Here is a 26,410-nt window from a genome sequence, read left to right on the forward strand (position 1 = left end):
CTGCTAGACGAGAACGACATACCTACTGGTTCCCACGCAAAGCACCCTGGCACTCTCGACAGACCAATGTGAGAGGGGTCACCCTGTCATTCATCCACGCGGGGAGGCATGGATGGGCAGGAGCCGCAGAACAATTCCGGAGGAGCTTCTGCTGCTCGCTCTGGACCCGGCCACGGGTACCACAGCGCAGCCGCAGTCGCTCGACCTCGGCCTCGCCGGAGCCCAGCTAGTAGAGCTGGCTCTGGCAGGACGGATAGCCCCTGACGGGGATCGTATCGCCGTGGTGATGCCACGGCCGACAGGAGATCCAACTCTGGACTCCGCACTGGAACTGCTGCGCCGACGCGGCAGTCCGGTCCGGGCGGTCCACTGGATCGGCGGGCCCCGGCTGGGGCTGCGTCAGATCTACCTCGCGCACCTGGAGCGGTGCGGCATGGTGCATGCCGTGGCGGGCCAGATGTGCGGAGTGCTGCCGACAACTCGCTACCAGGCGACGGACACGGCGATCAGCCGGGACATCAGGACCAGGCTGGACAGTGCGATCCGCACCGGCGTACCGCCGGACCCGCGGACCGCGGCGCTCGCCGCGCTGGCCCACTCGGTCGGTCTCGGCAAGCATCTCTACCCCGGGAACGAGGGGCGCTCGTCGCGCTCCAGGCTCCGGGACCTGATCAGGCACGACCCCATGGGCGGACTCGTGGCGCACGCCGTGATGGACGTCCAGAACGGGGCGGCCGCACAACCACGCCGCAGTCAGGCGGCCGGAGTTCCGTTGCAGCCGCAAGCGCCGTCGCGATCACGCCGCACCACCATGGCGCGCGCCGCCGCCCACTAGGCCCTGTCTTCAAACTGCCGTCTGCCGTGCGGCGCCCGGCACGCACGCTCGCCGTGTTGTCGGAGTCGTCCCCGTACGCCCAGTACGGGGACGATCCTCCGCCTTGCGATCGCACGCACCGGACACCGCACGGCCCGGCCTCCGGCCGGACGACGGCACTTTGAAGACAGAGCCCAGGCCCGCAGCACCAGCACCAGCACCAGCACCAGCACCAGCACACAACCGAATACCGCCGCGCCGCCGTCACAGACCCGGTTCGGGAGCCGCACCGAGCGCGGGGCAATCGTCAACAACGGTTGCCCCGCGCACATTCGTATGGCCATTTCCCAGCGCCGCGGGGCGGACGGGTGGCAATCTGCTCAGCAGTAGATACGCACAGCTACATAGCCGGAGGTGCCGTTTCCGTGCCGTCCAACGTCAATCCCACCGTCAGACGACGCCGGTTGGGCCAGGAATTGCGCCGCCTGCGCGAACTCAAGGGCATGACGGCCGAAGAGGTGGCGGAGCGCCTGCTGGTCTCCCAGTCGAAGATCAGCCGCCTGGAGAACGGCCGCCGCTCCATCAGCCAGCGCGACGTACGCGACCTCTGCGGCGTCTACGAGGTCGAGGACCAGCGGATCGTCGACTCGCTCATGCAGATGGCCAAGGATTCGCGGCAGCAGGGCTGGTGGCACGCGTTCGGGGATATTCCGTACAGCGTCTACATCGGCCTGGAGACCGACGCGGAATCGCTGCGGGTGTACGAGCCCCAGGTGGTCCCCGGCCTTCTGCAGACCCGGAGTTACGCCGAGGCGCTGATCAACGGCGCGCTCCCGGAGGCCCCGCAGAGCGAGATCGACAAGCGCGTCAGCGTCCGGGCCCGCCGTCAGGACCGGATCACCGACCCGGAGAGCCCGCTGCGGCTGTGGGCGGTGATCGACGAGTCCGCGCTGCGCCGGACGGTCGGCAACAAGCAGGTGATGATCGAGCAGTTGGAGCAGCTCATCGAGCTCTCCCACCTGCCGCACGTGACCGTGCAGGTGCTCCCGTTCGACATGGGCGCGCACCCCGGCATCAACGGGCAGTACGCCATTCTGGAATTCCCGGACGCCGCGGATTCCAGCGTCGTCTATATCGAGGGCGTCACCAGCGATCTCTACCTGGAGAAGGGCAACGACGTCCAGCTCTACAGCGTCATGTACGAGCACCTTCGGGCCCAGTCGCTGAATGTCGAGCAGACCCGGCACTTCATCGCCGGGATCGCGAAGGAGTACACGGATCTCGACGGCTGATTCCACGGCTGATTCCGTGACCGATTGTCCGGATTGCCGACAATGAAATAATGCTACGGGAGGGGTGGCCGTAAGGTACACCGCCACCCCTCCCGGACGGAAGATCTTATTGGTACACACCACTCGGTCGAGTGAACGCCTCCTTTGCGCCAGAGTCTTGGCGAGTAGCGTCGATCAGACCAGCCGGAACAGTGATTCCGGACATCGCGCGACTCTTCAGAACCGGAGTGAACATGGCCATTCGTCAGGGTGCTACGGACCAGTGGACGAAGTCCTCGTATTCCGGGGGCAACGGCGCCTGCGTCGAAGTCAGGTCCCCCTTGGTGCGGGCGATTTCCGTGCGTGACTCGAAGGCTCCCGAGGGTCCCTCGATCACCTTCGTTCCCGCCGCGTGGAACTGCTTCGTGCGGGATGTCGCCGAGGGCGGCGTCGACGCCTGACCGATGCGCCCCCGTTCGCGTCGCGGCATCACCCGGGGTGTCGCCGTCGGCCCTCTCGACCGGTCCGCCGTCCTGGCCGAGAGGGTCGACGTGCGTGTGTGCGGACGGAGTTCGCCGCTCAGGTGCGGCGCAGCCGGTCGACGTGGAGATCGGTGCCCGGCACGGTCGGGATGAACGGCGCCACCAACTCCACCCTCCCCAGTCCGGATTCCGCGACCTCCGCGTCGAGTCCGGTGAAGTGTTCCGCCCAGCACTCCCCCGGCTCCCGCTGGAGGAACCACAGCAGGGTCAGCCGGGTGTCGACGCCCTCCACCTGCTTCACATAGCTCATCCGGTCGCCGGGCAGCGGTGTCGGGCGGAAGACCGTCACCATCGCCGCCGGTGAGCCGGCCAGCCGTTTCGGCAGGTGCCGGGTGCGCAGCCATTCCAGCAGTTCGGCCCGCCGCTCGGGCCCCTCCGCGTCGACGACTTCGAGGACCAGCCCCGCGTACGGGTGGTCGAGGGCGTGGAAGTCCCGGGGGCCCGCCGCCCCGTCCCGGTAGACCGTCGCCTCGTGGTCCTGGAACGCGGTGAAGACGTGCGTACGGGCCTGGTGGACCCGGCCGTCCTGGTTCAGCCTCCGGTTGATGCCGACGGTCCACCGCATGTGGTCGTCGTAGCGCCCCTCGGTCACCCAGTACGTCGACAGGTAGCAGCCCGCCGTGACCGGCCGCGCCACCGCCGAGGTCTCCGGGTAGCGCAGTTCCTGGAGCGCCCGGGGCGCCACCCAGCGCCGCCCCGCGAAGATCCAGGGCATGGCCATCGCGCCCGCGTAGTAGTGATCGTCCTCGTACCAGCGGTTGTACGCGTACTCCTGGCCCGGGTGCGGTTCGACCATGGTGATCAGCGCATGGCCGGGACGGACGCCGTACGGGCCCAGCGCGGCCAGTTCGGCGTAGGTCTCGCTCCGGGTGCCCCCGGCCGGTGTCTCCTCGCTCATGACGTTCACTCCTGCCCTTCCGTACTCCGTGGCGGCGCTCTACTCTGACGCATCGTCAGAAGAACTGCCAGGGTGTGTCGGGAGGCCGTCGATGTTGCTCGCGGGGAAGACCGTCGTGGTGTCGGGAGTGGGGCCGGGGCTCGGGCACCAGGTCGCGGCGGCCGTGGTGCGGGACGGCGGCAACGCGGTGCTGGGGGCGCGTACCGCGGCGAATCTCGACCGGTCGGCCGCGGAGATCGACCCGGACGGCCGGCACACGGCCCGGCTGCCCACCGACATCACCGACGAGGAGCGGTGCGGGGCGCTCGCCGCACTGGCGGTGGAACGGTTCGGGCGGATCGACGCGGTGGTCCATGTCGCGGCGCTGGACAGCCACTTCGGCGGGATCGAGGACGCCGATCTCGACGCCTGGCGGTCGGTGCTGGACGTCAATCTGCTCGGCACGCTGCGGATGACCCTGGCCTGTCTGCCCGCGCTCAAGGAGCGGGGCGGGGCGGTGGTGATCATCGGTACGCAGTCCGCGGTGGCCGCGCCGACGCAGGTCAGGCAGGCGGCGTACGCGGCCTCGAAGGGGGCGCTGACCTCGGCCATGTACTCCCTGGCCCAGGAGCTGGGGCCGCACCGGATCCGGGTGAACACGGTACTGCCGGGCTGGATGTGGGGGCCGCCGGTGCAGGGGTTCGTACGGGCGACGGCGCGGCGCGAGGGGGTGCCCGAGGCGGAGGTGCTGGGCAGGCTGACCGAGCGCATGGCGCTTCCGGAGCCGGCCACGGACGGCGATGTCGCGGAGGCCGTCGCGTTTCTGGCCTCGGACCGGGCGCGGGCGATCACCGGGCAGTCGCTGCTGGTCAACGCGGGGGAGCTGATGCGGTAGCCGGGTGCGGCGGCCCCGGTTCGGGGGTGGCCGCTCAGGCGCGCGGGTAGCGGGTCAGCCAGCCCGGGGCCGCGGCGGCCGGGCCGTGCAGGGCGGGCCCCTGCGTCATCTCCATGGCGAAGTCGTCGGCGAGCTCCAGCACCGTGGCCCGGCCCTCCAGTTCGGCGAGCCAGGCGGGCGGCAGGGCGGTCTCGCCGTGCAGGGCTCCGAGCAGCGCGCCGCACAGGGCCCCGGTGGTGGCGGACGGTCCGCCGTGGTTGACGGCCAGCCGGAGGCCGTGCCGGACGTCCTCGCCGACCAGCGCGCAGTACACGGCGACCGCGAGGGCCTCCTCCGCCGTGTCGGTGGCCCCCAGCGACTCGATCAGGGCGGGCCCGGGAATGCCCTGGCGCACCGTGCCGAGGGCCTGCTTCAGGGCTTCGGTGACCGGTTCGTGGCCGGGGCGTTCGGCGAGCAGGGCCAGGGTGTGCTGGACGGCTCCGTCGAGGGTCTCGCCCCGGGTCAGCCCGTGGACGAGTACGGCGAGGGCGCCGGCCGCGAGCAGGGTGGTGGGGTGGCCGTGGGTCTGGGCGGCGCACTCGACCGCGAGCTGGAGGACGAGTTGCGGCTCCCAGCCGACGAGGAGCCCGAAGGGGACGGAGCGGGTGAGGGGGGCGGCGTCCCGCGCGTCGGGGTTCTTGGGCCTGTCGAGGGTGCCCATGGTGGTGTCACCGAGGCCCATCAGGCATTCCCGGGTGGGGTCGCGGCGGGCGTAGAGCCATTCCTGGCGGCCGAGCCAGCCGTTGTCCTCGCGGCGCTCGTCGGGCCCCCAGTCGTGCTGGGTGGCCGCCCATCGCAGGTGGGCGCGGTGGATGTCGGTGGGCGGGTGCCAGGCTCCGATGTCGCGGCGCACCTGGGCGCGTATCAGTCCGTCGACGGTGAAGAGGCCGAGCTGGGTGACGGCGGTGACGGTGCCCCTGGTTCCGTGCACGGGCAGGAGGTCGGTGACGCCGTCGGTGCCGTGGGCCTCCCGGATCTCCTCCAGGGCGAGCCGGTCGACGGCCGCCCCGAGGGTGTCCCCGATGGCCCCGCCGAGCAGCGCGCCGCGCACCCGGCTGCGGAAGTCCTGCTGCTCGGCACGGCCCCACACGGCCGTGGTTCCTGCACTCACCGTGCCCTCCCCCGCCGGGCCGTGTTCCGGCCCGCCTGCGACTGCGCAGCACTGTAATCGAACAGGAACCGTCGGTAGAGAGCCGCGGAAGCGGGTACGCGTGGGTATGGCAACGGTCGTCCGGCAGGTCGTTTTTGGCCCTGCGGGGCGACCGGAGCACGGCGTCAACCGCGGCGGCACCCATGCCCGGAAAGAGGCCGAAGTATCAGGCATCTCCCCCCATACACGGTGATTCGCCCGGCCGGTCCTCCTACGCTGCCGCCATGGCAATCCCCACCGAACCCATCGGCAGCATCCCCCGCTCCCCCGAACTGCTCGACGCTCTCGCCGCCTTCCGCTCCGGGGAGCTCGACGAGGCCGCGTTCGCGGACGTCCGGTCCCGCGCCGTCGCGGATACCGTGCGGAGCCTGGAGGAGGCGGGCTCGCCCGTCGTGACCGACGGCGAGCAGACCAAGCCCGGTTTCCTCACCTACCCGGTCGACGGGCTCCCGGGCCTCTCCCCCGACGGCGTGGTCCTCCCCTTCGCCGACGGCCATCAGCGGCAGCTCCCCGTGCTCACCTCGGGGCCGTTCCGGTACCGGACGTACGCGGCGGAGTATCTGCGGGCCGCGCAGCGGCAGGCCGGCGTGCCGGTGAAGCAGGCGGTCGTCGCGCCTTCGGCGCTGAGCCTGCTCTACCCGCCGGCCGGAATCGACGGCTACTCCCGCGAGCAGTTCCTCGACGACCTGGTGGACGAGGCGGAGCAGGACGTCCGCGGCTGCCTGGACGCGGGGGCGCACGTGGTCCAGCTGGACTTCGAGGAGGCCCGTCTGTCGTTGAAGCTGGACCCCAGCGGTGGCGTGCTGCGGGACTTCGTGGAGCTGGACAACAGGCTGCTGGACCGCTTCACCGGGGAGGAGCGGGCCAGGATCGGCGTCTACACCGGCCCCGGCGCCGACCAGGACTCCACCCACAGCCTCGACGTGGACTACGCCGGGCTTCTGCCCGAGCTGTTCAGGCTCAACGCGGGCAGCTTCTACCTCCAGTTGGCGAGCGAGGCCGACCCGGAGAAGGTCCTGAGCATCGTCGCCGAGCACCTGCCCCCCGAGGCCCGGGTCTTCGTCGGTGTGACCGATCCGCTCGACCCCCGGGTGGAGACGGCCGAGGAGGTCCGCGACCGGGTCCTGACCGCCGCCCGGCACCTTCCGGCGGACCGGCTCGGGACCTGCGACGACGCCGGGTTCGCGCCGTTCGCCGACGACCGGTCGACCTCGCGGGAGACCGCGTTCGCCAAGATCCGCGCCCGGGTCGAGGGCACCGCGCTGGCCGCGGAGGCACTGGGGCTGTAGGGCTGCGGGAGGCAGGACGGGGCGCCCGGTCGTACGAAGACCGGGCGCCCCGTCGCTGTTCCGTCGTCAGTCAGTCAGTCGGGCAGGACGGGCAGGAGTTCCGGAAGGTGCCCGTCGGACGCGGCGGCCGCCGCCACCCGCTCCTCGGGGACCTCCCCGTACAGCGTGGTGCGCGGCTTCGCCGGGCGGCCCGCGAGTTCGGCGATGGCGACCAGGTCCCGGACCGAGCGGTACGAGCCGTAGCCGGAGCCCGCCATCCGGGAGATGGTCTCCTCCATCAGGGTGCCGCCCAGGTCGTTGGCGCCGGAGCGGAGCATTTCGGCGGCGCCCTCGGTACCGAGCTTGACCCAGCTGGTCTGGATGTTGGTGATGTGCGGGTGCAGCAGCAGCCGGGCCATCGCGGTGACCGCCCGGTTGTCCCGGTCGGTCGGGCCGGGCCGGGCGATGCCCGCGAGGTAGACCGGTGCGTTGGTGTGGATGAACGGCAGGGTCACGAACTCGGTGAACCCGCCGGTCTCCTGCTGGAGCCGGGCCAGGGTCCGCAGGTGGCCGAGCCAGTGGCGGGGCTGGTCGACGTGGCCGTACATCATCGTGGAGGAGGAGCGCAGGCCGACCTCGTGGGCGGTCCGGACGACCTCCAGCCAGGTGGCGGTGGGCAGTTTGCCCTTGGTGAGGACCCAGCGGACCTCGTCGTCCAGGATCTCGGCCGCCGTGCCGGGGATGGAGCCGAGCCCGGCCTCCTTGGCGGCGGTGAGCCAGTCCCGTACGGACATGCCGGTGCGGGTCGCCCCGTTGACGACCTCCATCGGTGAGAAGGCGTGCACATGGATGCCGGGCACCCGCTCCCGTACCGCCCGCGCGATGTCGAAGTAGGCGGTGCCGGGCAGGTCCGGGTGGATGCCGCCCTGCATGCAGACCTCGACCGCGCCGACGTCCCACGCCTGCGCGGCCCGGTCGGCGACCTGGTCCAGGGAGAGGGTGTACGCGTCGGCGTCGGTGCGGCGCTGCGCGAAGGCGCAGAACCGGCAGCCGGTGTAGCAGACGTTGGTGAAGTTGATGTTCCTGGTGACGATGTACGTGACGTCGTCGCCGACCACGTCGCGGCGGAGGGTGTCCGCGATCCGGCAGAGTTCGTCGAGGGCCGGGCCGTCCGCGTGGAGCAGGGCGAGGGCCTGTTCGTCGGTGAGCTTCGTCGGGTCGTCGGCGGCCTGGCTCAGCGCGTGGCGTACGTCGGTGTCGATGCGGGAGGGCACCATGCCGGGGGCGGCGGCCTCGCGCAGCGCCTCCCAGTCGCCGTACACCTCGTCGAAGTCCTCGCGGCGGTCGCCGGTGCGGCCCTCGGTGTCGATGGTGCGGTGGAGGTCGGTGCGGCCGGACGCGCCGAACTGCTCGTCGGGCTCCTGCCAGGGCAGCCCGGCCGGTGTCGCGTCCTCGCGGGCGAGCCCGGTCTCCGGGTCGGCGAGCGCGCGTACGTGCGGCAGCAGCCGGGGGTCGAGCCAGGGTTCGCCTCGCTGGATGAACTCCGGGTAGATGGTGAGGCGTTCGCGGAGCTCGAAGCCGGACTCGGCCGTCCTGGCGGCGAGTTCGTCGATGTGCGGCCAGGGGCGCTCGGGGTTGACGTGGTCGGGGGTGAGCGGTGACACGCCGCCCCAGTCGTCGATGCCCGCGCCGATGAGGAGCGCGTACTCGGCGTCGACGAGGTTGGGCGGGGCCTGGATGCGGGCGGACGGGCCGAGGATGTGCCGGGCCACGGCGATCGCGGCGGCCAGCTCCTCCAGCTCGGCGTCGGGCATGCCGCGCATCGCGGTGTCCGGCTTGGCCCGGAAGTTCTGCACGATGACTTCCTGGATGCCGTGGTAGGCGCGGGCGGTGCGGCGGAGCTCGAAGAGCGAGTCGGCGCGCTCCTCGTACGTCTCCCCGATGCCGATCAGGATGCCGGTGGTGAACGGCACGTTGGACCGTCCGGCGTCCTCCAGCACCCGCAGCCGTACGGCCGGTTCCTTGTCCGGGGAGCCGTGGTGCGGGCCGCCGGGCTCGGACCAGAGCCGGGTCGCCGTCGTCTCCAGCATCATCCCCATGGAGGGGGCGACGGGCTTGAGCCGCTGGAGGTCGGTCCAGGTCAGCACGCCGGGGTTGAGGTGCGGCAGCAGGCCGGTCTCCTCCAGGACCCGGATGGCCATGGCGCGTACGTAGGCGAGGGTGTCGTCGTACCCTTCGGCCTCCAGCCATTCCCGCGCCTCGGGCCAGCGGTCCTCGGGCCGGTCCCCGAGCGTGAACAGCGCTTCCTTGCAGCCCATGGCCGCGCCCTCGCGGGCGATGGCCAGCACTTCGTCGGGCGACAGGAACATGCCGTGCCCGGCGCGGCGGAGCTTGCCGGGGACGGTGACGAAGGTGCAGTAGTGGCACTTGTCGCGGCAGAGCCGGGTGAGCGGGATGAAGACCTTGCGGGAGTACGTGATGACGCCCGGCCGACCCGCCGCTTCGAGACCGGCGTCCCGGACCCGGGCGGCGGAGGCCGCGAGATCCGTCAGGTCGTCGCCCCGCGCTTGGAGCAGCACGGCGGCCTCGGTCACGTCGAGGGCGACACCGTCGCGGGCCCGCTTGAGGGCGCGCCGCATGGCGTTGGTGGTCGGGCGTCCGTGCTGCTGATCCGTCATGGTCCCGAGCATACGAGCGGAGCGCGTGCCCCGGACCAGGGCCTCTGTGGCGGTCGGGGCCACCTCGCCGGGGCGGAACGGGCTGCCGTGCGTCGAGAACGGCGTTGTCGGTGGTGGCGCTGCCATGGGGGGCGACGGCGTCGTGGGCGGCGGTGGTGTCGCAGGGGGCGACGGCGGCGTAGGTGACGGTGGCGCCGTGGACCCGGCGGGCTGACGGGACTTCCGGAACGCTCCCCGACAGGGGTTCTACTCGCCCGCTTCACCCTTCTCGAACCGGGCCTGCCTGACCCGCCGGGCGCGCCGGGCCGCGCTCCGCCACGCGCCGTCGCCGCCGTGGACCACTGAGTCCGGGTCCTCGGATCGCCTGCCGGCCGCGTATGCCGCGTACCGGCGGCGAAAGGTGACAGTGGAGGGGGCAGATGTCACGTTTGTTCCACACCCATGGGGTCCCGGCGGTGCGGGTGTTCCCCTGCGGCGAGGGGCGGGCGTTCGCCGCTTCCCCTTCTTCCAGGGCGGGGCGGCTTTGCCGCCGCTCCTGCGACGATCTTCTGGAGAAGGCTGTAGGCGAGGATCGGCAGCAGCACCGCGACCCGGTGGGGGAACCAGCAGGTGGCCAGCACGGCCGCCGCGCTGCTGTTGTTCATGCCGGTGGCGAAGGTGAGGGAGACCCCGTCCGGCTGGTCGCAGTGCGTCCAGCCCGACATCCATCGCCCGCAGCAGAAGGCGAGGCAGCACACCGCGCCGGACAGGCAGAGCGCCAGCACCAGCAGGTCCGGGTCCGGGTGGGCGAGGGCCTGTCCGAGCGCGCCGGACGCGTTGATGTAACAGAGCAGCAGGATGTTCACCAGATTGACGCACTTGACGACGGGCAGGCCCCGGGCGGTGCGGTCCTCGCCGAGCACGACCCGTACGACGATCCCGACGAGGCACGGCAGCACCACCGACACCAGCGCGAAGGCCCCGGCCCCGGTCCGGGCGATGGCGTCGACCGTGGTCGTGTCGTCCAGGGCTCCGGCGCCGTCGGGACCGACGAGTTCGCCCGCCACGCCCATCCCGAGGGGCACCGTGAGCGGGCTGAGCAGCGTGGACCCCATCACCATGGCGACGACCAGCGGGACATTGGCGCCCGCGTTCTGCCCCCAGGAAGCGGCACCGCCCGCGATCGGCATCGCCAGTACCAGCATCAGCCCGACCACCAGCCCCTCCGCCTCCGCCGGATCGGGCCAGACACGCAGGCCGAGGGCGATGACCGGGAGCACGAGCAGGGGGAGCAGGGCGTTGGCGCCGATGCCCAGCGCCAGGCGCACCGGCCGGGACATCACCCCGCGCAGATCGGCGACGCGCACCCCCAGACCGGCGTTGAACAGCATCACCGCCAGCAGCACCATCGAGAACGTCAGCGTGCTCGCGCCCACGGGGATCGGCAGCGTCAGCTCGCGCAGCCACTCGCCGGGGGCCGGCATCACACCGGCCATCACGTAGCAGAGCAGCATCAGTCCCAGCAGCCACCGCTGCACAGCATTCACCACTTTGGTCACCCGGCGGAGCCTAATGGTTGCGCAGCGCTATCGGCGGCGCGGACCCGGTGAGCGGGTCCGCCCCGTTCGTTCGCGCCGAGGGCTTCGGGGCTATGGTGTGTCGTTTCGCCGTCGGACGGTCGACCCCGCCAGGTCGGGTCCGGTCCGGCGGGACAGCGCCCACGGCCTTCTCCGTCCCGCGAGGGACGGGGGGTCGAACAGCCGGAGGAGAGGAACGTTTCATGCGCGCTCGGAGCATCGGTGCGGCGGCCGCGACGGCACTGGCGGTGGTCGCGGCCCGCGACCTCGTCCAGAAGAAGCACGCACTCCTCAGAAACTTCCCCGTCGTCGGGCACGCCCGCTACCTGCTGGAGACGATCGGGCCGGAGCTGCGGCAGTACGTCGTGACCTCCAACGAGGAGGAGCGCCCGTTCAGCCGTGACCAGCGCACCTGGATCTACGCGTCGGCGAAGGAGGAGAACAACTACTTCGGCTTCGGTACGGACGTGGACGTCGAGCACGTGCAGGGGCACGCGTACATCAAGCAGCGCACGTTCGCGGGCGCGCTGCCCGATCTGCACGACCCGCAGTCCCCGCTGCCCTCGGCCAAGGTCCTGGGCGGTCCGCGCGGGCGCGCCAAGGCGTTCCGCCCGGCGAGCGTCGTGAACATATCGGCGATGAGCTTCGGTTCGCTGTCGGGTGCGGCCATCACGGCGCTGAACAAGGGCGCGGCGCTGGCCGGGACGATGCACAACACGGGCGAGGGCGGCCTCTCCCCGTACCACCGCAGCGGTGGCGACCTCGTCCTCCAGATCGGGACCTCGTACTTCGGCTGCCGCAACGAGGACGGCACCTTCAACCTGGACAAGCTGAAGGAGGTCGTCGCCGGGGCCCCGGTCCGGGCGATCGAGATCAAGCTCTCCCAGGGTGCGAAGCCGGGGCTCGGCGGGATGCTGCCGGGCGCGAAGGTGACCCCCGAGATCGCCGCGATCCGCGGTATCCCGGCCGGGCAGGACTGCGCCTCGCCCTCGCGGCACACGGCGTTCCACGACGTCGACTCGATGCTCGACTTCGTGGAGCTGCTCGCCACCGAGACCGGTCTGCCGGTCGGGATCAAGAGCGCGGTGGGCGAGATGGGGTTCTGGCAGGAGCTGGCCACGCTGATGGCGCCCGGCGACCGCGGGGTCGACTTCGTCACGATCGACGGCGGCGAGGGCGGCACCGGGGCGGCGCCGCTGATCTTCAGCGACTCGGTGTCGCTGCCGTTCCGGATGGGCTTCTCCCGGGTCTACGGCACGTTCGCCGAGCACGGGCTGACCGACCGGCTGACCTTCATCGGCTCCGGCAAGCTCGGTCTGCCGGAGAACGCGGCCGTGGCCTTCGCGCTGGGCGTCGACATGATCAACGTCGGCCGCGAGGCGATGCTGTCCATCGGCTGCATCCAGGCGCAGAAGTGCCACACCGACAAGTGCCCCACCGGCATCGCCACCCAGAACCCGTGGCTGGTGCGCGGTGTGGACGCCCCCTCGAAGTCCACCCGGGCCGCCGTCTACCTGCGCACCCTGCGCAAGGAACTGCTGAAGGTGTCGGGGGCGGTCGGCGTCGCCCACCCGTCGCTCATCACCGCCGACGACATCGAGATCATGAACGGCGACTACGAGGCCCGCACGCTGGCGAGCGTCTACGGCTACAAGAACGGCTGGGGCGAACTCGGCACGGAGCTCGCCCAGGAGATCACCGCGCTCCTCACCGCCGACCCGACCGACCGACCGGCAACCGGCTGAGTACCCGTTTTCGGTCCCCGGTTTTGAGTAGCTTTGGGTCCTAAGCCGGCTGGGTGTCCGAGGAGGCTGAGGGGCGGGTGTGCGGGGGCTGTGGTGGACGGCTTCGGCCGGACGCACGGCCCGCCGCCGTGCACTGCTCTGCGGTATGCCGTTCCAGGCAGTGGCGCCGGGGCCGCCGGTTGCGCAAGCGGGTGGCGGCCGAGCCAAGCGGTGCCGGCCGGGCCGAGTGCCCCGAGTGCGGGGAGTCCTGGGTGGCTGGCGTGGATCGGCGTTCGAACGCCGTCTACTGCTCACGGCGGTGCGGAAGAATCGGCCCAGGCCCAGGCCCTGGGAATCGGGAGGCTTCTGGGCGGCGGCGGTGACCGTGACCGTCGTCCAGTCAGCCCCGGTGGGCTTCACGAGAGTCCGGCTGACCGATTCGGCGGGTGATGGTGTTGCGCGGGACGTCCGCTTTGCCACGGCCCCCGACCGACTCGCGAGGCGGTGCACGCGGACTGGTCAGGCGACTTCGTAGGATCGGCGGACCTTGCTGAGATTCCCTGCACGCAGGTCCTCATCGCGAATCCAGAAGGAGATGTTGACGATCTCTCCCCAGTTGTTGACGGCTTCGGCCTCCAACTGGAGCAGGGGACGATGGCCTTTGGGCCTGGGGGTGTCCGTGCTGTCGCACCAGCCGAGCAGACGGTGACGCGGAGCGGGACAGCGAGTGGACAGAGCTTCATAGAAGTCGAGCATGCCCATGACGTCGCGATCAGCCGCCGGATCAACCTCCCGGTCCGCCAGGGTGGGCACTGACGGGAGGGCAAGCGGCTCCAGGGGCAGGGCAGGGACGACATGCGCGAGATCGTCTCCGAGCCGATGCCTAAGGTGCTCGGCCGGCACATGCACGACTCGACAGCCATCGTCTCCGAGATCGAAGCTGAACTCGGCGACGAACTCATCGTCGTGGAAGAAAAGCAAGTGCCCGTCCCTGGGCAGCACCCACTCCTCCCCGAGAAGCGGCCCGACCTGGCTACAGTCCAGCTGCGCGAGAAGAACCATCGGGCGTCCGCGATAGCAAGGCCAGTCGAATTCGTCGGTGCTCCGAGGCCGACCGCCGATCGAGCATCCGGTCTCACGCCCGACCATCCCGACAACAAACCCTACAGACGGCCTCACCAGGCCGGTGAGGAGGTCAGCTGCTGCAGCGTCCAAGCGCGCACGGATCAGCTCGTTGACGGCGGAGTACGGAGTGCCCGAATCGTGCTCTTGAAGCTCCATGGGCGCCGAGTCTCTCACCTACCTCTGGCACGGTCGTACTGACCAGCAACCGACCGTCCGGCTGTCCGCTCAAGGACGGCCGGCCGGACGGTTCAGGCGCCGGCCAGACCGGTCGCGGAGAGGATCGCACCGACCGTCTCCTCGACGGTCAGCGCCGCGTTGTCGATCCAGATGCCCTCCCGGTCCAGCTCGGTGCGCATCGCCTCGTCCAGGGGCGACCAGTCCGTGGCCAGGGCCTTCTCCCGGGCCTGGTTGCGCTGCCGGGCCACTGCGGGGCCAGGAGCCAGGACGACGACATGGAACGGTGTGGTCCGCATCGTCGCGCGGTAGAAGTCGAGGTGGGAGCGGCGGACCACGACGTCGTCGAGCACCGGCAGGAATCCGGCCCGTACGAAGCTGTCGGCCAGCAGACACGCGTGGCGGGCCCGCAGGAGGATCTGCCGGTCGGCCTCCGGGTTCGCGGCCGGGGAGGGCCACTGGCCGCCGTTGACGATCAGTTGCTGGAGGCCGTCCACCTCGATGTGGGCCGACATCCGGAGCCGTCCGGCCAGGGCCGCGGCCACGGTCGACTTCCCGCTCCCGGGTATGCCGGTCAGGAGGACGGCCCCGGCGGCGGGCTCACGGTCGACGGGTACCCGGTCCAGGCTCATTCGGTCCTCCAGCGTGAGTGGTCAAGGCCCGGGGAGGATAACCGCAGTTGGCGGCGGTGCGCCGTGGCGGCCGGTGCGTACGGGCGGCGAATGAGCGGGCGCGGCCGCGCGTGTTGTGTTTCCCTGCCGGAATGACCGGAACGAACAGCGAGAGCTTCCCCCTGCCCGCCGACAGCCCGGAACCGCTCGTCCGGCGCAGGACGGACGGCGACCTCGACGCATGCGTACGTGTCCTCGCGGAGGTCCATCACCGTGACGGCTACCCGGTGAACTGGCCCGAGCGGCCGGGCGCGTGGCTGTCGGACGGGCCCGTGCTGGGCACCTGGGTCGCCGAACTCGACGGCCGCCTCGCCGGTCACATCAGCCTGTCGCGGGAAGGCGGCGGCGATGTGGCCCCGGTGGTGTGGAGCGGGCGGAGCGGGGCGGAGCGCGGCAGGGCCGCCGTGGTAGGGCGGCTGTTCGTCGCCCCGTGGGCGCGGGGGCGACGGATCGGCGCGCTGCTGATCGGCCGGGCCGTGGCGGAGGCGGACCGGCACGGGCTGCATCCGGTGCTCGACGTCGTCGCGTCCGACACGGCGGCGGCCGCCCTGTACGAGCGGCTGGGCTGGGAGCTGCTGGACACCGTCGAACAGCGGTGGAGCCCGGGCCAGACGGTGACGATCCGCTGTTACGCGGCGCCCGCACGCCCGTTTCCCACCTCTCCTTCAACTCGCCCCGAGCCGCCGGGATTCCCGGATCCACGGTGACGTTCCCCTCCCCCTCCGCGCCTTCCCGCGACGGCCCCCACCTGCGCATACTCCAGGGCCGCCGCATCCCGAACCGTCCGCGGCGGACGGCCGGGGAACCGGCCGGGCGGAGAGGAGTCGGGGAGATGCCGGAACCCACGCGGCGGGAAGAGCGGAAAGAGGAGAGGCCGGGGACGACATGGGCACTCGGTGATCTGCGGGTGGACCGTGTCGGGTTCGGCGCCATGCGCCTGACCGGCAGGACCGCCTTCGACCGGGGCTCGCACAGCGACCGGGGCCGGGCGATCCGGCTGCTGCGTCGCGCGGTCGAACTCGGCGTCGACCACATCGACACCGCGGCCTTCTACTTCTCCCCGCTGCGCTCGGCCAACGAGCTGATCAACTCGGCACTGGCTCCGTATCCGGACGGGCTGGTCGTCGCGACGAAGGTCGGCCCGGCCCGGGACGTCGACGGCGAGTGGGCCACACCGGCCCGGCCGGACCAGTTGCGCGGCCAGGTGGAGGAGAACCTCCGCCAACTGGGCCGGGACCACCTCGACCTGGTCAACCTGCGCCTCATGGGCCAGGACTCCGTCAGCGAGCACTTCGGCGCCCTGGCCGAGCTGCGCGAGGCGGGGCTCGTCCGCCACCTCGGGCTCTCCGGCGCACGCCCGGAGCACCTGGCCCAGGCGCAGGAGATCGCACCGGTGGTCTGCGTCCAGAACCGCTACGGCGTCGACGCGCGCGGCGGGGAGGAGATGCTCCGGATCTGCGCGGTGCGGGGCATCGCGTTCGTGCCGTTCTTCTCCGTCGCCGGGGAGGGGCGCGAGGCCGGGGCCGTCGGGGCGGAGCACGACGAGGTGCGCGCCGTGGCCCGTGCGCACGGCGTCTCACCCGCGCGGGTCCGCCTGGCGTGGGCGCTGCACCAGGGACCTCATGTGCTGGTCATCCCGGGAACGGGCGACCCGGAACACCTCGCGGACAACGTGGCGGCGAGGACGCTCCGGCTGTCGGAGGACGAACTCCGGCTGCTCGACACGGTCGGCCACCGCACAGGTCACCGCACCGGCCGCCAGTCGGGCCACCGCTGAGCGGAGGGGCTCACCGATCAGGTGAACGCCCGCCCGGTCGCCCATCACAACACCACCCGGAATATCCACAATGCGAACCATGTGTACACGCATTCTGTGGTCGTCGCTGGGCTCCCCCCGTACGGCCCAAGGCGGCACCGACAAAGGCAACGTACTGGTCGGCCGGAGCATGGACTGGTACCAGGACACGGACACGGTCCTGGCCGTGCGTCCGCGCGGGGAGGAGCGTCGGAGCACGCCCAGCAACCCCGAGGACCCCGGCAGCTTCACCTGGACCTCGGAGCACGGCAGCGTCGTCGCGCTCATGTACCGCGAGGCCGCGGTCGACGGGATCAACGAGGCCGGGTTCCAGGTCAGCGGGCTCTATCTCTCCGAGTCGGAGTACGGCGAGCGCGACCCCTCCCGCCCCGGGATCGACCTGTACTGGGCGATCCAGTGGATGCTCGACTGCTTCGGCACCGTCGACGAGGCGGTAGCGGAGATCACGGACCGGAACGTACAGCTCATCGCGGCGGACCTCGGCGGGAAGCCGGGGACCGGGCACCTGGCGTTCGCCGACAGGCACGGCGACTCCGCGATCGTCGAGTTCCGGGACGGCAAGGCGGTCGTGCACCACGACAAGAAGTACACCGTGATGGCGAACTCGCCCTGGTTCGACGAGCAGTTGGAGCTCCAGAAGCGGTACGAGGGGCTCGGCGGCGACCAGCCGCTGCCGGGCGGTGTCGACTCGCCGGACCGCTTCGCCCGCGCCGCGTACTACTCCGCGCGGCTCCCGGCGACCTCGGACACGCGCGAGGCGACGGCGTACATGTTCAGCGTGATCCGCAACGCCTCCGCCCCGTTCGGCACGGCGGACGAGGTCCGGCCGAACATCTCCACCACCCGTTGGCGCACCGTCGCCGACCTCACCGAGGGGCGGTACTTCTACGAGTCCACGACGAGCCCGAACGTGGTGTGGGTCGAGCTGTCGCAGCTTGACTTCTCCAAGGGCCGGCCGGAGCTCCGGCTGGACGTGGCGAAGGAGCCCGATCACGTCGGCAACGTGACGGGCGGGTTCACCCCGGTCCCGGCACCGAGGTAGACCCGGATCAGGGCCGGACGGGCGGTGGGATCTCCGGCAGGAGCCCCCACCGCCCGCCGCGCGCCGACGGGCCGTCACACGGTCCGGGAGCCCGGGGTGTGGCCGAAGACGCGGCGGAACACCTCGATGAAGGTGCTCGCGGACGACCAGCCGCAGCGGTGGGCGACCACCGTGACCGGGGTGTGCTCGGCCAGCAGGACCAGCGCGTGGTGGAGCCGGATCTGGGTGCGCCACTGCGGGTAGCCCAGGCCCAGGTCGTCGTGGAGGCGGCGGGAGAGCGTACGGGCTCCGGCGCCGATCAGGCGGCCGAGTTCGTCGAGGGTGCGGTTGTCCGCCGGGTCGGCGAGCAGGATGGCGTGCAGCTCGCGGAGCAGCGGGTCGGTGGGCGTCGGCAGGTGGAGCGGCAGTTCCGGGGAGAGCGCGCCCGGGAGCTGGTCGAGGAGCACGGCGCGCAGTCGCAGCCGGGGCGGGCTGTCGTCCTCCGGGGCGTTCGTGTACGCGACGATCAGCTCGCGCAGGAGCGGGGACACGGCGAGCACGGCCGGCCGGTCGAGGCCGAGGGGGTTCTCCGCGGCGGGCAGCCCCACGAGGTGGAGGTCGAGCTCGCCGTGGGCCTGGTGGTGGTGGACGGTACCGGCGGGGATCCAGATCGCCCGGGTCGCGGGCGCCACCCAGGACCCGGCGTCGGTGGTGACGGCGATGGCTCCCCGGCCCGCGTAGGCGATCTGGTGGTCGTCGTGGCGGTGGGCGTCGATCTCGCCGCCGGACACGAGCCGCGCGATCGTGGTCGGCGCCTCGGGTGTGTGGCGTATCCCCGGCCCCGAACGAACGCCGGGAACGGGACGACCCCCCGGAGCGGTACGGGCTCCCGGAGCGGTACGGACAACCGGAGCGGTACGAACTCCCGCCGCAGGACGGCTCCCTGAGGCACGGCGGACTTCCGGCATACGGCACCCCTCCGAGGGTTGGCGGGTTTCCCGCATCACCTGGCAATTTATCGAAAGCGGGACACCGGCCGGGCCCACCAGCATGGAGCGATGCGAAGAAATGCATCGATATCCCTGCTCTCCGTGGGGCATGCCTGTGTCGACGTCTATCAGGGCGCCGTCGCGGCGCTGGTCCCGTACTTCGTGTCCGAGCGCGCCTACGGCTACGCGGTGGCCTCCGGCATCGTGCTGGCCGCGTCGTTGCTGTCGTCGGTGGCCCAACCGGTGTTCGGCGCGCTGACCGACCGGTGGGCGATGCCGTGGCTGCTGCCGGTCAGCACGGTGACGAGCGGGGTGGGCATCGCGCTGAGCGGCCTGGGCGGTTCGTACGGGCTGACCCTGGTCTTCGTCGCGGTCTCCGGGGTCGGGGTCGCCGCGTACCACCCCGAATCCGCCCGGGTGGCCCGGCTGGCGAGCGGGGGCAGTCACACGGCGATGAGCTGGTTCTCCCTCGGCGGCAACGTGGGCTTCGCGCTCGCCCCGCTCCTGGTCGCGGTGTCGGTCGGGCAGGGGTCGCTGCGGTGGACGCCGGTGCTGGTGCTGCCGGCGCTCGCGGGGGCCGCCCTGTGCGTCCCGGTGCTCCGCATGCTGGCCCGGAGCGAGGCCGACAAGGCCGCCACGGGGACGGGGACGGCGACGGGCACCGACGACCTCGCCTCGTTCCTGAGGCTGTCGCTCGCGGTGGTCTTCCGCTCCATCGTCTTCACCGGCCTGAGCACCTTCATCTCCCTCTACGCACAACAGCGCGTCCACGGCACCTCGGCCGGAACGCTCGCCCTCTTCCTGCTGTTCCTGGGCGGCGCGGTCGGCTCGCTGCTGGGCGGCGCGCTGGCGAACCGGTACGACCGCGTCCGGGTCTCCGCCTGGTCGTACCTGGTCTCGGTGGCCGCCGTCGCCGGGGTGGTCTACGTACCGGGCCCGGCGATGTTCCTCTTCGTGGCCCTGACCTCGGCGGGGCTGTACGTCCCCTTCTCCCTCCAGGTCACCCTCGGCCAGGACTACCTCCCGTCCAGGATCGGCACCGCCAGCGGCGTGACCCTCGGCCTGACCGTCAGCATCGGCGGCCTGGCCAGCCCGCTGCTGGGCCGCCTGGCCGACGCCACCTCGCTGCGGACGGCGCTCACACCGCTGATCGCCATGCCCGTCCTGAGCTGGCTGCTCTTCCGCGCCCTGCCCGAACCGAAGGCGCCCGGGGCGCCCACCGGCCAGATGTCGACCTCATCACGGGTGGACGCCCCCGGGTACGGGCCCGCGCCCGCCCCATGACGCTCCCGCTCCGGTCCGACGGGCGCCCCGCCGCGCTCAGTCGCCGAGGGCCAGCCGGATGCCGAACCCGGCGATGACGGTGCCGGTGATCCGGTCCAGCAGTCGGCGTGCCCGGGGCTTGCGGAGCCAGTCGCGCAGGACCCGGGCGAACCCGATGAGGACCGCCGACCACACCAGGCCGAGGAGGATGTGCACGGTGGTGAGCAGGAGCCCCATGGTGAAGTGGCTGACCCCGGCCGGGATGAACTGCGGCAGGACGGCCACGTAGAAGGCCCCCATCTTGGGGTTCAGGAGGTTGGTCAGCGTGCCCTGCCGCCATCCGCCGCCGACCGTGTCCGCACCGGAGAGCAGCGCCGACTCGGCGGCCTCCGCCCCGGACCGCCCCTGCCCGCCGGGGGCGAACGTGTCCCGCAGCATCCGCACCCCCATCCACACCAGGTACACCGCACCCGCCCAGCGGAGAGCCGTGTACGCGAGGTGCGAGGCGGTGAGGAGCGCCGTCACCCCGAGCGAGGTGAGCGCGCCCCACAGCAGCGTGCCGGTCTGGATGCCGAGGACGACGCCCCAGGCCCGTCTGCGTCGGCCGACCGCCGACGTCCGCAGGATCAGCGCGGTGTCGAGCCCGGGGGTGAGAGTGAGGAGCCCTACGACGAGGGCGAAGGACCACAGCGCGGTACCAATGGTGCTCATTGCCATGGAATGCCAGCGTACGTCACCCGGCGGGATGATTTCCGCCGCGATCGTCGGGGGCGTCGGTCACCGCGCGCTCGGCGAAGGTGAGGGCGCGCAGCGCGGCGTCGAGTACGCGGATCAGCTCGCCGACCCGGCCGCCGCCGTCCGGGGCCGCCGGGAAGCGGCGCAGTACGTCGACGACGGCGGGCGTCGCGCGCCCCACCAGTCCCGCGAGGTGCCGGTCGCCCACGCCCCGGTCGACGTCCCGGTCGCCCACGCCCCTTTCGGCGGCGGCGAGTTCGGTCGCGTGGGCGGCGTAGGCGGCGGCGCCGAGGATGTGTTTGACCTGGGTGGCCTTGGCCAGGGGGTGCAGGTAGGCGGCGCCCGCCGCGGACATCGCCGACCACGCCGCCTCGCGTGCCGCCGCGCCGTACGCGTCCTTGGCCGCCTTGAGCGCCGCCGCTGCCGTGACGCGCAGGGCCTTCCCGCGTTCGCCGCCCCGGGCGAACTCCCACGCCGCGTCGACGGCCTCCCGGGGCCGCGAGTCGTCCGGCCGGTCGGCCTCGAACACCGCGAGCACGCCCTCCGCGCACGCCGCGGCGAACGCGGTGACCTCACGGAGGTCCTGCTTGCTCAGAACGATCCCGCCCGCTTCCACCGCTGTCATCGCCCCATCTTCCACGACCGCGCCGCCGCCGGGCTATGCCCGCCCGTCCGCCGCCGGGCCGGTGACGTCGTCGGCCCGGAACACCAGAGAGCTCCACCGGACGCCTCCCCGGCCGTGGAGGTCGGCGCGCTCGCTGCGGTGGACCACCCTCAGCCCGTACGCCGCGCCCAACTCGACCGTCTCGTCGGCGGAAACGGCGAACATGCGCCGGCCGTCCGGCACGGGACCGTGGCGCAGATTGACGAAGAACCGGCCGCCGGGCACCAGCAACGCGGCGATCCTGGCCATCGCGCGGCGACGCTCCCCGGCGTCCAGGTGCATCCACACGGCGGTGACGAAGACCGCGTCGAACCGGCCCGGGTGACGGCTCAGCCGCAGGTCCGGAAGAAGGTCGTCGACCCACTCCACACCGCTGTGCACATGGATCCGCTCTCCGTGCGCACGCAGTTCCTTCGTCGGCTCGACAGCCACGACGCCGTGCCCACGGGCCGCCAGCGCGGCGGCGTCGCGCCCGGTCCCCGCGCCCACGTCCAGGATGCGGCCGGGCCCGGCGGGGACCAGGTGCAGCACGTCGCGGTGGACCTCGTCGAAGGTGACTTCCTCGTACTGGACGGCCAGCGCGTCCGCCGCCTCGGCGTACCCGGCGGTTCCTCCGGCCGGACCGCCGCCGGGCCCGGTGGGGGCCAACTGATCACTCATGTCGTCAGGTTACTGACCGCAGGACCCGATTCAGGGGCGGCCTCCGCACTGCCCGCCGCCCCCACGACCTCCGCCCACACCGTCTTGCCGACGATCCGGGGCCGGACGCCCCACACCCGGGAGAGCGCCGCCACCAGATGGAGCCCGTACCCCGAACCGGCCTCCGCGTCGGGAAGACCGAGTTCCGGGAGACGTTCGCCCCGGGAGTCGGAGACCTCGACCCGGACCGAGTCCGGCAGCGCGAGGAGCCTCAGCTCGAAGTCCCGTCCGGACACGTTCCCGTGCAGCACCGCGTTGGCCGTCAGTTCGGAGACGACCAGGGCCACATCGTCGGAGAGCCCCGTCCCGAACGGCACGCCCCAGGTCGCGAGCTGTTGTGAGGCCAGGCGGCGGGCGAGCCTGGCCCCCCGGCGGGTGGCGCTGAAGCGCTGGACGAACTCGTTGCCCGAGAGGGTGATTTCCGCATTCATGTGACTCAGCGTGTCCGCCCGAACCCGCCCTGAACAGCGCCGACACCCCGACTCGGCATTGTTGTCCGGGTCCGGTCGGCCCGTTGTACGGGTCCACGGCCGTAACCCTGCGCAACCCGGCCCTCTGACGGGTGACGCCACGGGGCCGGACGAACTCGATTCCCGCACGGGTGATTTACACGTTTCTCCAGATCGGCCCCGCCGCCGACTCCTACGCTGATCCGCAATGACATGACGACTCGCTGTGACGGTCCGGACCTGTCGGCTCCGGCGTACGGCGGTTCGGCCGTCACCGGTGGTGGACCAGAGAACGGTGCGGGACATGGACGAGGAAGCACGGCCCGAGCGACCGGCCGAAGAGGACGGAACGGCACACCTCTTCAAGGCGCTCGGCAAAATGATCAAGCAGATGCGGGAGAACCTGAAGATGAGCCAGCGTCAGCTGGCCGCCGACACCCACGTCAGCGAGGACCTGATCTCCTCGATGGAACGGGGGGTCCGGACACCGCAGCCCGACTTCCTCGACCTCGCGGACGACGTGCTGGGCGCGCAGAACGTCCTGCGCGCGTCGATCGAGGAGGTACGGGAGGCGCTGGCGAAGGCCCGGACGCGGCATCCGGACTGGTATCGCGGCTACGCGGCACTGGAACGCGCCGCCGCCCAGATCAACGACTACAACAACCAGGCGATCCCCGGACTGCTCCAGACCGAGGCGTACGCGCGGGCGATCTTCTCCCAGCGGCGCCCGCTGCTCAGTGAGGCGATCATCGAGAAGCGGATCGCCGACCGGCTGGATCGACAGCGGGTCTTCGAGCGCTGGCCCTCCCCCGAAGTCCACTTCATCCTGGACGAGAGCGTGCTGATGCGCCCCATCGGGGGCCGGGACGTGCACCGGGAGCAGTTGGGGAGGCTGCTGGAGATCGGCCGACTGCGGACGGTGAACCTTCAGGTGATGCCGCTGGATCGGATCGAACAGCCCAGCATCGACGGTCCGTTCACCCTGCTGACTCAACCGGGGAAGCAGCAGCTCGGCTACCTGGAGATTCACGGGAATCCGAAGCTCGTTGTCGCCCCCGAGGAGGTCCGGGTGCTGGCCGCCCGCTATGGAATTATGCAATCGGTGGCTCTCACGCCTGGGGAGTCCGCGATCATGATTGAGAAGATGCGGAGAGAACTATGAATACCGGGCAACTGGACTGGTTCAAGAGCAGCTACAGCAGCGGCGAGGGCGGCAACTGTGTCGAGGTCGCCTACGACTGGCACAAGAGCAGCTACAGCAGCGGCGGCGGCGGTCAGTGCGTCGAGGTCGCGAGCTGCGACGCCGCCGTCCACGTACGCGACTCGAAGAACATCCCGGGCCCCCGCCTCGACGTCGCCCCCGCCGCCTGGGAAGCCTTCGTCTCGTACGCCCGGAAGAGCTGAACGGGCAGGCCCGTACCGGGTCGTGACGGCCACGACCCGGTGCGCGCGACGCCGCCAGGACCACACCGCCCGGTGGTGGCTTCGACCCTCAGGAAAGGCCGCCCCGTGCCCACGCCCGCCGACCACCTCGCGCAGGCACGCGACGAGAGCGACGGCCCAACCCTGCGGCGCCTCGCCACGTCTCCGTACCCGTTCGTCTGGCAGGCCCTGGCCGCCAATCCCCACACGCCACCCGAAGCCCTCCAGCAACTGAGCGCGGCCCGCGACAGCGTCTGGAACGACAACCGGCTTCTGCGCCTGCTGGCCGACCATCCCCGTGCCGACCAGGCCGTTCTCCGGGCCGTCCTCGAAGCCGTCGCGGCCAAGCTGGACGCGGGCGAGCGGCCCTACGCCGCCGCACTCGCGCTCGCCGACCGGCCGGAGCTCGACGCGGACGAGGTGCGGAGGCTCGGAAGCCTCCGTGGAGCCTCGGCCCGTCTACGTCACCGGCTCGGCCTGCGGCTGGACGACCACGCCTGAGGCGCCTACTCGTCCTCTTCGGGGTCTGCGGGGCCGACGTGGCGCAGGACCGTCTCGTAGTCGCCGGTGGCGACGAGGCCGTCGATGACCTTCGCCATCGACGCCAGTCCCGGTTCGCGGACGATCAGGCCGTCCCAGTACCACCAGTAGTCGCCCTCCGGCTCGCCCGCTTCGCGGTGCCGGTCCATCAGTCGACGGACCTGGTCGAGCGTGACCACCGTTCCGGACCAGCGCTCGCCGTCGTCGCGGACGACCCACATGTCCACGTCGCAGACCTCGTCCAGTTCCTCCCCGGCTCCCGGTACGAAGACGATCTCGTACCCGTCCCGCTCGAAGCGGTAGAAGGGGCCGTCCCACATGTGCGCTCCCTCTCCATCCACAGGCTGTGCATACCTACCGGGTCGTTGCCCACCGGGTCGCGGTGGACCGGGTCGCGGTGGACCGGGGCCCGGCGGCGCAGGGCGTTAAAAGCTTTTAAGTCCTTTGTCTTGAGGACGTTGAAAAAACCCAACCCACCCCGTCTGTAACCTGCGGGCCCCTGTGTCACCCGCTTGGGTGACTTTGGCCAACTGAGCTGGATTTTGGTGCGGCTTGCGGGCATATGCTCGCGCCAACAACACCCCACACATACGTCGGCCCCCGACCGGGACTAGCACTCCCAACCGAGGGCCTGACCACCAAGGAAGAAAAGAGCTTCCCCAATGGGTACCCAGCAGGCTAGCGCGCCCGCGCGCCCCGTGTCCGCCGTACGCGGCGTCGAACACGTCAACACCCGGCACACCAGCCGGTTCACCGTCATCGGCAACCACCTCGCCCAGCACCGCGAGCTCTCCCTCCTCGCGATCGGGCTGGCCACCCACATCCAGTCCCTGCCCAACGGCGCCCGCATCACCATCAAGCACCTCGCCGAACGCTTCCCCGAAGGCGAAACCCGCATCGCCGCCGCATTACGCGAACTCGAAGCCCACGGCTACCTCAGCCGCACCCGCGACCGCCTCCCCAACGGCAGGGTCGTCACCCGCACCCGCTCCTACAACCAGCCCCGGCCGCAGAAGCCGTCCCCCGCGCCTGCGGCCGAGGCCGCCCCCGTACCTGTACCCGTGCCCGTACCCGCGCCTGCGCCTGCGGCCAAGGCCGTCCCCGTGGCCACGCTCCCCCACCCCCGCGAGCCCCACGCGCCCCACGCGCCCCGTGAACCCCGCCCCAAGTACGCCCACGCGGCCGCCGCCCTCCTCTCCGACCTCCACCACCACGCACCCCAAGTCACCCTCACCCAGAACGACATCACCCAGCTCGCCCCCATCGCGGCCACCTGGTTCGAGAACGGCTCGACGCCGAGCGCCCTGCGCCAGGCCCTCACCGCCGACCTGCCGCACCCCCTCAAGTACCCGGCGAAGCTCCTGCGCCACCGCCTCACCGTCCTGCTGCCGTCCCCGCCTACGCAGGTCAGGCTGGTCGACCCGCTCCAGAACTGCGACACCTGCGACCGCGCCTTCCGCGCCCCCACCCCAGGCCGCTGCCGCGAGTGCGCCTGAGCCTGGCGCACGGACAGAACGTTTTGGTTCAGGACAAATGGTCGCGCACCGATCGCCCGTACCCCCGCATGCTGCTTGAGCAAGCACGAAGGACATCAGCAGGGAAGGGGAAAGTCATCACAAGGAACCTGCGGAGGATCGCGGCTGCGGCTGCGGCATCTCTGAGCTTGGCGGCGGTGGGCCTCACGCTCGCACCGTCCGCGTCGGCCTCGACCAGCCAGTGCCCGCGCGAGTACGTGTGCGTGTGGAACAACTCCAGCTTCTCCGGCGCCCCGACGTGGAAGTCGAAGAACAACCTGTCGAACCTCACGTCGTCCAACGGCCTGTCCATCATGAATAACGGCGTGTCCTACCCCGGCGCGGACCACATCCGCTACAAGGTCACCTGGGCAGACGGCCAGTACATGTCGGGCTGCCTCCACTACCCGTCGGACCCCAACACCATGACCTTCTCCAGCGGCAAGATGACGCTGAACTACGCCAACTGGGGCGGGGAGTGCTGACCGGCTGAACCGGCACCGCGCGGCGGGTG

At 71.4% G+C, this 26,410-nt stretch carries 27 protein-coding genes; 15 read left to right on the plus strand and 12 right to left on the minus strand.

Annotated elements, in window-relative coordinates:
- Positions 1 to 112 precede the first annotated feature (112 nt).
- From ACIQGQ_RS12435 to ACIQGQ_RS12445, 3 genes are all read left to right on the plus strand, one after another.
- The gene (locus ACIQGQ_RS12435) at positions 113 to 835 is read left to right on the plus strand and encodes a GPP34 family phosphoprotein (RefSeq protein ID WP_402394118.1); all 723 of its coding nucleotides are present in this window, start codon (positions 113 to 115) and stop codon (positions 833 to 835) included.
- Between the two features lie 404 nt (positions 836 to 1,239).
- The gene (locus ACIQGQ_RS12440) at positions 1,240 to 2,106 is read left to right on the plus strand and encodes a helix-turn-helix domain-containing protein (protein ID WP_402394121.1); all 867 of its coding nucleotides are present in this window, start codon (positions 1,240 to 1,242) and stop codon (positions 2,104 to 2,106) included.
- Positions 2,107 to 2,339: 233 nt separating this feature from the next.
- Positions 2,340 to 2,546 carry a DUF397 domain-containing protein gene (locus tag ACIQGQ_RS12445; protein ID WP_366292587.1) on the plus strand — a complete coding sequence of 69 codons (207 nt, stop codon included), beginning with the start codon at positions 2,340 to 2,342 and terminating at the stop codon, positions 2,544 to 2,546.
- A 118-nt stretch (positions 2,547 to 2,664) separates the two neighbouring features.
- On the opposite strand, the gene ACIQGQ_RS12450 is transcribed toward ACIQGQ_RS12445, so the two are convergent.
- Positions 2,665 to 3,525, minus strand: coding sequence for a hypothetical protein (locus ACIQGQ_RS12450; RefSeq protein WP_402394123.1), 861 nt, complete (start codon positions 3,523 to 3,525; stop codon positions 2,665 to 2,667).
- A gap of 91 nt (positions 3,526 to 3,616) precedes the next feature.
- On the opposite strand from ACIQGQ_RS12450, the gene ACIQGQ_RS12455 reads away from it, so the two are divergent.
- Complete coding sequence (locus ACIQGQ_RS12455; RefSeq protein ID WP_402394125.1) at positions 3,617 to 4,399, plus strand: SDR family oxidoreductase; 783 nt, start codon at positions 3,617 to 3,619, stop codon at positions 4,397 to 4,399.
- A gap of 34 nt (positions 4,400 to 4,433) precedes the next feature.
- On the opposite strand, the gene ACIQGQ_RS12460 is transcribed toward ACIQGQ_RS12455, so the two are convergent.
- Positions 4,434 to 5,549 carry an ADP-ribosylglycohydrolase family protein gene (locus tag ACIQGQ_RS12460; RefSeq protein WP_402394128.1) on the minus strand — a complete coding sequence of 372 codons (1,116 nt, stop codon included), beginning with the start codon at positions 5,547 to 5,549 and terminating at the stop codon, positions 4,434 to 4,436.
- Between the two features lie 263 nt (positions 5,550 to 5,812).
- Between ACIQGQ_RS12460 and ACIQGQ_RS12465 the strand changes: the two genes are divergently transcribed.
- On the plus strand, positions 5,813 to 6,877 hold the full coding sequence (locus ACIQGQ_RS12465; RefSeq protein ID WP_402394131.1) for a cobalamin-independent methionine synthase II family protein: 1,065 nt from the start codon (positions 5,813 to 5,815) through the stop codon (positions 6,875 to 6,877).
- A 74-nt stretch (positions 6,878 to 6,951) separates the two neighbouring features.
- On the opposite strand, the gene ACIQGQ_RS12470 is transcribed toward ACIQGQ_RS12465, so the two are convergent.
- Together ACIQGQ_RS12470 and ACIQGQ_RS12475 are read right to left on the minus strand one after the other, a co-directional pair.
- Entirely contained in the window at positions 6,952 to 9,534 is a 2,583-nt protein-coding gene (locus ACIQGQ_RS12470; protein ID WP_402394133.1) for a bifunctional FO biosynthesis protein CofGH, read from the minus strand.
- A 422-nt stretch (positions 9,535 to 9,956) separates the two neighbouring features.
- On the minus strand, positions 9,957 to 11,072 hold the full coding sequence (locus ACIQGQ_RS12475; RefSeq protein ID WP_402394136.1) for a bile acid:sodium symporter family protein: 1,116 nt from the start codon (positions 11,070 to 11,072) through the stop codon (positions 9,957 to 9,959).
- Between the two features lie 221 nt (positions 11,073 to 11,293).
- Here ACIQGQ_RS12475 and ACIQGQ_RS12480 point away from each other — a divergent pair, with 221 nt between their 5' ends.
- The gene (locus ACIQGQ_RS12480; protein WP_402394138.1) at positions 11,294 to 12,835 is read left to right on the plus strand and encodes an FMN-binding glutamate synthase family protein; all 1,542 of its coding nucleotides are present in this window, start codon (positions 11,294 to 11,296) and stop codon (positions 12,833 to 12,835) included.
- A 498-nt stretch (positions 12,836 to 13,333) separates the two neighbouring features.
- On the opposite strand, the gene ACIQGQ_RS12485 is transcribed toward ACIQGQ_RS12480, so the two are convergent.
- Both ACIQGQ_RS12485 and ACIQGQ_RS12490 read right to left on the minus strand, forming a co-directional pair.
- A complete protein-coding gene (locus ACIQGQ_RS12485) occupies positions 13,334 to 14,095 on the minus strand; it encodes a DUF1963 domain-containing protein (protein WP_402394141.1) in 762 nt (253 codons plus the stop codon).
- A 92-nt stretch (positions 14,096 to 14,187) separates the two neighbouring features.
- Positions 14,188 to 14,745: an AAA family ATPase gene (locus ACIQGQ_RS12490; RefSeq protein ID WP_402394143.1), complete on the minus strand. Its 558-nt coding sequence runs from the start codon at positions 14,743 to 14,745 to the stop codon at positions 14,188 to 14,190.
- A gap of 131 nt (positions 14,746 to 14,876) precedes the next feature.
- Here ACIQGQ_RS12490 and ACIQGQ_RS12495 point away from each other — a divergent pair, with 131 nt between their 5' ends.
- The 3 genes from ACIQGQ_RS12495 to ACIQGQ_RS12505 all read left to right on the plus strand — a co-directional run bounded on the left by ACIQGQ_RS12495 (position 14,877) and on the right by ACIQGQ_RS12505 (position 17,642).
- Positions 14,877 to 15,491 carry a GNAT family N-acetyltransferase gene (locus ACIQGQ_RS12495; protein WP_402394145.1) on the plus strand — a complete coding sequence of 205 codons (615 nt, stop codon included), beginning with the start codon at positions 14,877 to 14,879 and terminating at the stop codon, positions 15,489 to 15,491.
- A gap of 125 nt (positions 15,492 to 15,616) precedes the next feature.
- On the plus strand, positions 15,617 to 16,561 hold the full coding sequence (locus tag ACIQGQ_RS12500; protein WP_402394147.1) for an aldo/keto reductase: 945 nt from the start codon (positions 15,617 to 15,619) through the stop codon (positions 16,559 to 16,561).
- A gap of 79 nt (positions 16,562 to 16,640) precedes the next feature.
- Positions 16,641 to 17,642: a linear amide C-N hydrolase gene (locus tag ACIQGQ_RS12505; protein WP_402394150.1), complete on the plus strand. Its 1,002-nt coding sequence runs from the start codon at positions 16,641 to 16,643 to the stop codon at positions 17,640 to 17,642.
- A gap of 74 nt (positions 17,643 to 17,716) precedes the next feature.
- Here ACIQGQ_RS12505 and ACIQGQ_RS12510 read toward each other — a convergent pair whose 3' ends face one another.
- Positions 17,717 to 18,589, minus strand: a complete 873-nt coding sequence (locus ACIQGQ_RS12510) for an AraC family transcriptional regulator (protein ID WP_402394152.1) — start codon at positions 18,587 to 18,589, stop codon at positions 17,717 to 17,719.
- Between the two features lie 90 nt (positions 18,590 to 18,679).
- Between ACIQGQ_RS12510 and ACIQGQ_RS12515 the strand changes: the two genes are divergently transcribed.
- A complete protein-coding gene (locus ACIQGQ_RS12515; RefSeq protein WP_402394155.1) occupies positions 18,680 to 19,894 on the plus strand; it encodes an MFS transporter in 1,215 nt (404 codons plus the stop codon).
- Positions 19,895 to 19,930: 36 nt separating this feature from the next.
- On the opposite strand, the gene ACIQGQ_RS12520 is transcribed toward ACIQGQ_RS12515, so the two are convergent.
- From ACIQGQ_RS12520 to ACIQGQ_RS12535, 4 genes are read right to left on the minus strand one after another with little or no spacing between them, the layout of a single operon-like run.
- Complete coding sequence (locus ACIQGQ_RS12520; RefSeq protein WP_402394157.1) at positions 19,931 to 20,590, minus strand: LysE family translocator; 660 nt, start codon at positions 20,588 to 20,590, stop codon at positions 19,931 to 19,933.
- A 16-nt stretch (positions 20,591 to 20,606) separates the two neighbouring features.
- Positions 20,607 to 21,233 (minus strand): putative immunity protein, encoded by a 627-nt coding sequence (locus ACIQGQ_RS12525; protein ID WP_402394160.1) that lies wholly within the window; start codon positions 21,231 to 21,233, stop codon positions 20,607 to 20,609.
- A gap of 33 nt (positions 21,234 to 21,266) precedes the next feature.
- Positions 21,267 to 21,932: a class I SAM-dependent methyltransferase gene (locus tag ACIQGQ_RS12530; RefSeq protein ID WP_402394162.1), complete on the minus strand. Its 666-nt coding sequence runs from the start codon at positions 21,930 to 21,932 to the stop codon at positions 21,267 to 21,269.
- The gene (locus ACIQGQ_RS12535; RefSeq protein ID WP_402394165.1) at positions 21,929 to 22,402 is read right to left on the minus strand and encodes an ATP-binding protein; all 474 of its coding nucleotides are present in this window, start codon (positions 22,400 to 22,402) and stop codon (positions 21,929 to 21,931) included. Before ACIQGQ_RS12535 ends, ACIQGQ_RS12530 begins: the two co-directional genes overlap by 4 nt.
- Before the next feature lie 322 nt (positions 22,403 to 22,724).
- Between ACIQGQ_RS12535 and ACIQGQ_RS12540 the strand changes: the two genes are divergently transcribed.
- From ACIQGQ_RS12540 to ACIQGQ_RS12550, 3 genes are all read left to right on the plus strand, one after another.
- Entirely contained in the window at positions 22,725 to 23,582 is an 858-nt protein-coding gene (locus ACIQGQ_RS12540; protein WP_402394167.1) for a helix-turn-helix domain-containing protein, read from the plus strand.
- A complete protein-coding gene (locus tag ACIQGQ_RS12545) occupies positions 23,579 to 23,824 on the plus strand; it encodes a DUF397 domain-containing protein (RefSeq protein WP_402394170.1) in 246 nt (81 codons plus the stop codon). Before ACIQGQ_RS12540 ends, ACIQGQ_RS12545 begins: the two co-directional genes overlap by 4 nt.
- A gap of 105 nt (positions 23,825 to 23,929) precedes the next feature.
- Entirely contained in the window at positions 23,930 to 24,343 is a 414-nt protein-coding gene (locus ACIQGQ_RS12550; protein WP_402394171.1) for a hypothetical protein, read from the plus strand.
- 5 nt (positions 24,344 to 24,348) lie between these two features.
- Here the strand turns inward: ACIQGQ_RS12550 and ACIQGQ_RS12555 are convergent, their stop codons facing one another.
- The gene (locus ACIQGQ_RS12555) at positions 24,349 to 24,702 is read right to left on the minus strand and encodes a hypothetical protein (protein WP_402394174.1); all 354 of its coding nucleotides are present in this window, start codon (positions 24,700 to 24,702) and stop codon (positions 24,349 to 24,351) included.
- A gap of 342 nt (positions 24,703 to 25,044) precedes the next feature.
- Between ACIQGQ_RS12555 and ACIQGQ_RS12560 the strand changes: the two genes are divergently transcribed.
- Both ACIQGQ_RS12560 and ACIQGQ_RS12565 read left to right on the plus strand, forming a co-directional pair.
- The gene (locus tag ACIQGQ_RS12560; protein ID WP_402394176.1) at positions 25,045 to 25,878 is read left to right on the plus strand and encodes a helix-turn-helix domain-containing protein; all 834 of its coding nucleotides are present in this window, start codon (positions 25,045 to 25,047) and stop codon (positions 25,876 to 25,878) included.
- Between the two features lie 176 nt (positions 25,879 to 26,054).
- A complete protein-coding gene (locus tag ACIQGQ_RS12565) occupies positions 26,055 to 26,381 on the plus strand; it encodes a peptidase inhibitor family I36 protein (protein WP_402394179.1) in 327 nt (108 codons plus the stop codon).
- The last annotated feature ends 29 nt before the right edge of the window (positions 26,382 to 26,410 follow it).

It is taken from the genome of Streptomyces sp. NPDC092952 (assembly GCF_044754785.1).
In the GTDB taxonomy this organism is placed as follows: domain Bacteria; phylum Actinomycetota; class Actinomycetes; order Streptomycetales; family Streptomycetaceae; genus Streptomyces.

Coding starts and splice junctions, on each gene's coding strand:
- ACIQGQ_RS12540 (WP_402394167.1), top strand. CDS start 22,725: ATGGACGAGGAAGCACGGCCCGAGCGACCGGCCGAAGAGGACGGAACG.
- ACIQGQ_RS12500 (WP_402394147.1), top strand. CDS start 15,617: ATGCCGGAACCCACGCGGCGGGAAGAGCGGAAAGAGGAGAGGCCGGGG.
- ACIQGQ_RS12530 (WP_402394162.1), bottom strand. CDS start 21,932: ATGAGTGATCAGTTGGCCCCCACCGGGCCCGGCGGCGGTCCGGCCGGA.
- ACIQGQ_RS12520 (WP_402394157.1), bottom strand. CDS start 20,590: ATGGCAATGAGCACCATTGGTACCGCGCTGTGGTCCTTCGCCCTCGTC.
- ACIQGQ_RS12515 (WP_402394155.1), top strand. CDS start 18,680: ATGCGAAGAAATGCATCGATATCCCTGCTCTCCGTGGGGCATGCCTGT.
- ACIQGQ_RS12545 (WP_402394170.1), top strand. CDS start 23,579: ATGAATACCGGGCAACTGGACTGGTTCAAGAGCAGCTACAGCAGCGGC.
- ACIQGQ_RS12560 (WP_402394176.1), top strand. CDS start 25,045: ATGGGTACCCAGCAGGCTAGCGCGCCCGCGCGCCCCGTGTCCGCCGTA.
- ACIQGQ_RS12495 (WP_402394145.1), top strand. CDS start 14,877: ATGACCGGAACGAACAGCGAGAGCTTCCCCCTGCCCGCCGACAGCCCG.
- ACIQGQ_RS12505 (WP_402394150.1), top strand. CDS start 16,641: ATGTGTACACGCATTCTGTGGTCGTCGCTGGGCTCCCCCCGTACGGCC.
- ACIQGQ_RS12490 (WP_402394143.1), bottom strand. CDS start 14,745: ATGAGCCTGGACCGGGTACCCGTCGACCGTGAGCCCGCCGCCGGGGCC.
- ACIQGQ_RS12510 (WP_402394152.1), bottom strand. CDS start 18,589: ATGCCGGAAGTCCGCCGTGCCTCAGGGAGCCGTCCTGCGGCGGGAGTT.
- ACIQGQ_RS12450 (WP_402394123.1), bottom strand. CDS start 3,525: ATGAGCGAGGAGACACCGGCCGGGGGCACCCGGAGCGAGACCTACGCC.
- ACIQGQ_RS12435 (WP_402394118.1), top strand. CDS start 113: ATGGGCAGGAGCCGCAGAACAATTCCGGAGGAGCTTCTGCTGCTCGCT.
- ACIQGQ_RS12485 (WP_402394141.1), bottom strand. CDS start 14,095: ATGGAGCTTCAAGAGCACGATTCGGGCACTCCGTACTCCGCCGTCAAC.
- ACIQGQ_RS12535 (WP_402394165.1), bottom strand. CDS start 22,402: ATGAATGCGGAAATCACCCTCTCGGGCAACGAGTTCGTCCAGCGCTTC.
- ACIQGQ_RS12555 (WP_402394174.1), bottom strand. CDS start 24,702: ATGTGGGACGGCCCCTTCTACCGCTTCGAGCGGGACGGGTACGAGATC.
- ACIQGQ_RS12455 (WP_402394125.1), top strand. CDS start 3,617: ATGTTGCTCGCGGGGAAGACCGTCGTGGTGTCGGGAGTGGGGCCGGGG.
- ACIQGQ_RS12445 (WP_366292587.1), top strand. CDS start 2,340: ATGGCCATTCGTCAGGGTGCTACGGACCAGTGGACGAAGTCCTCGTAT.
- ACIQGQ_RS12465 (WP_402394131.1), top strand. CDS start 5,813: ATGGCAATCCCCACCGAACCCATCGGCAGCATCCCCCGCTCCCCCGAA.
- ACIQGQ_RS12525 (WP_402394160.1), bottom strand. CDS start 21,233: ATGACAGCGGTGGAAGCGGGCGGGATCGTTCTGAGCAAGCAGGACCTC.
- ACIQGQ_RS12470 (WP_402394133.1), bottom strand. CDS start 9,534: ATGACGGATCAGCAGCACGGACGCCCGACCACCAACGCCATGCGGCGC.
- ACIQGQ_RS12480 (WP_402394138.1), top strand. CDS start 11,294: ATGCGCGCTCGGAGCATCGGTGCGGCGGCCGCGACGGCACTGGCGGTG.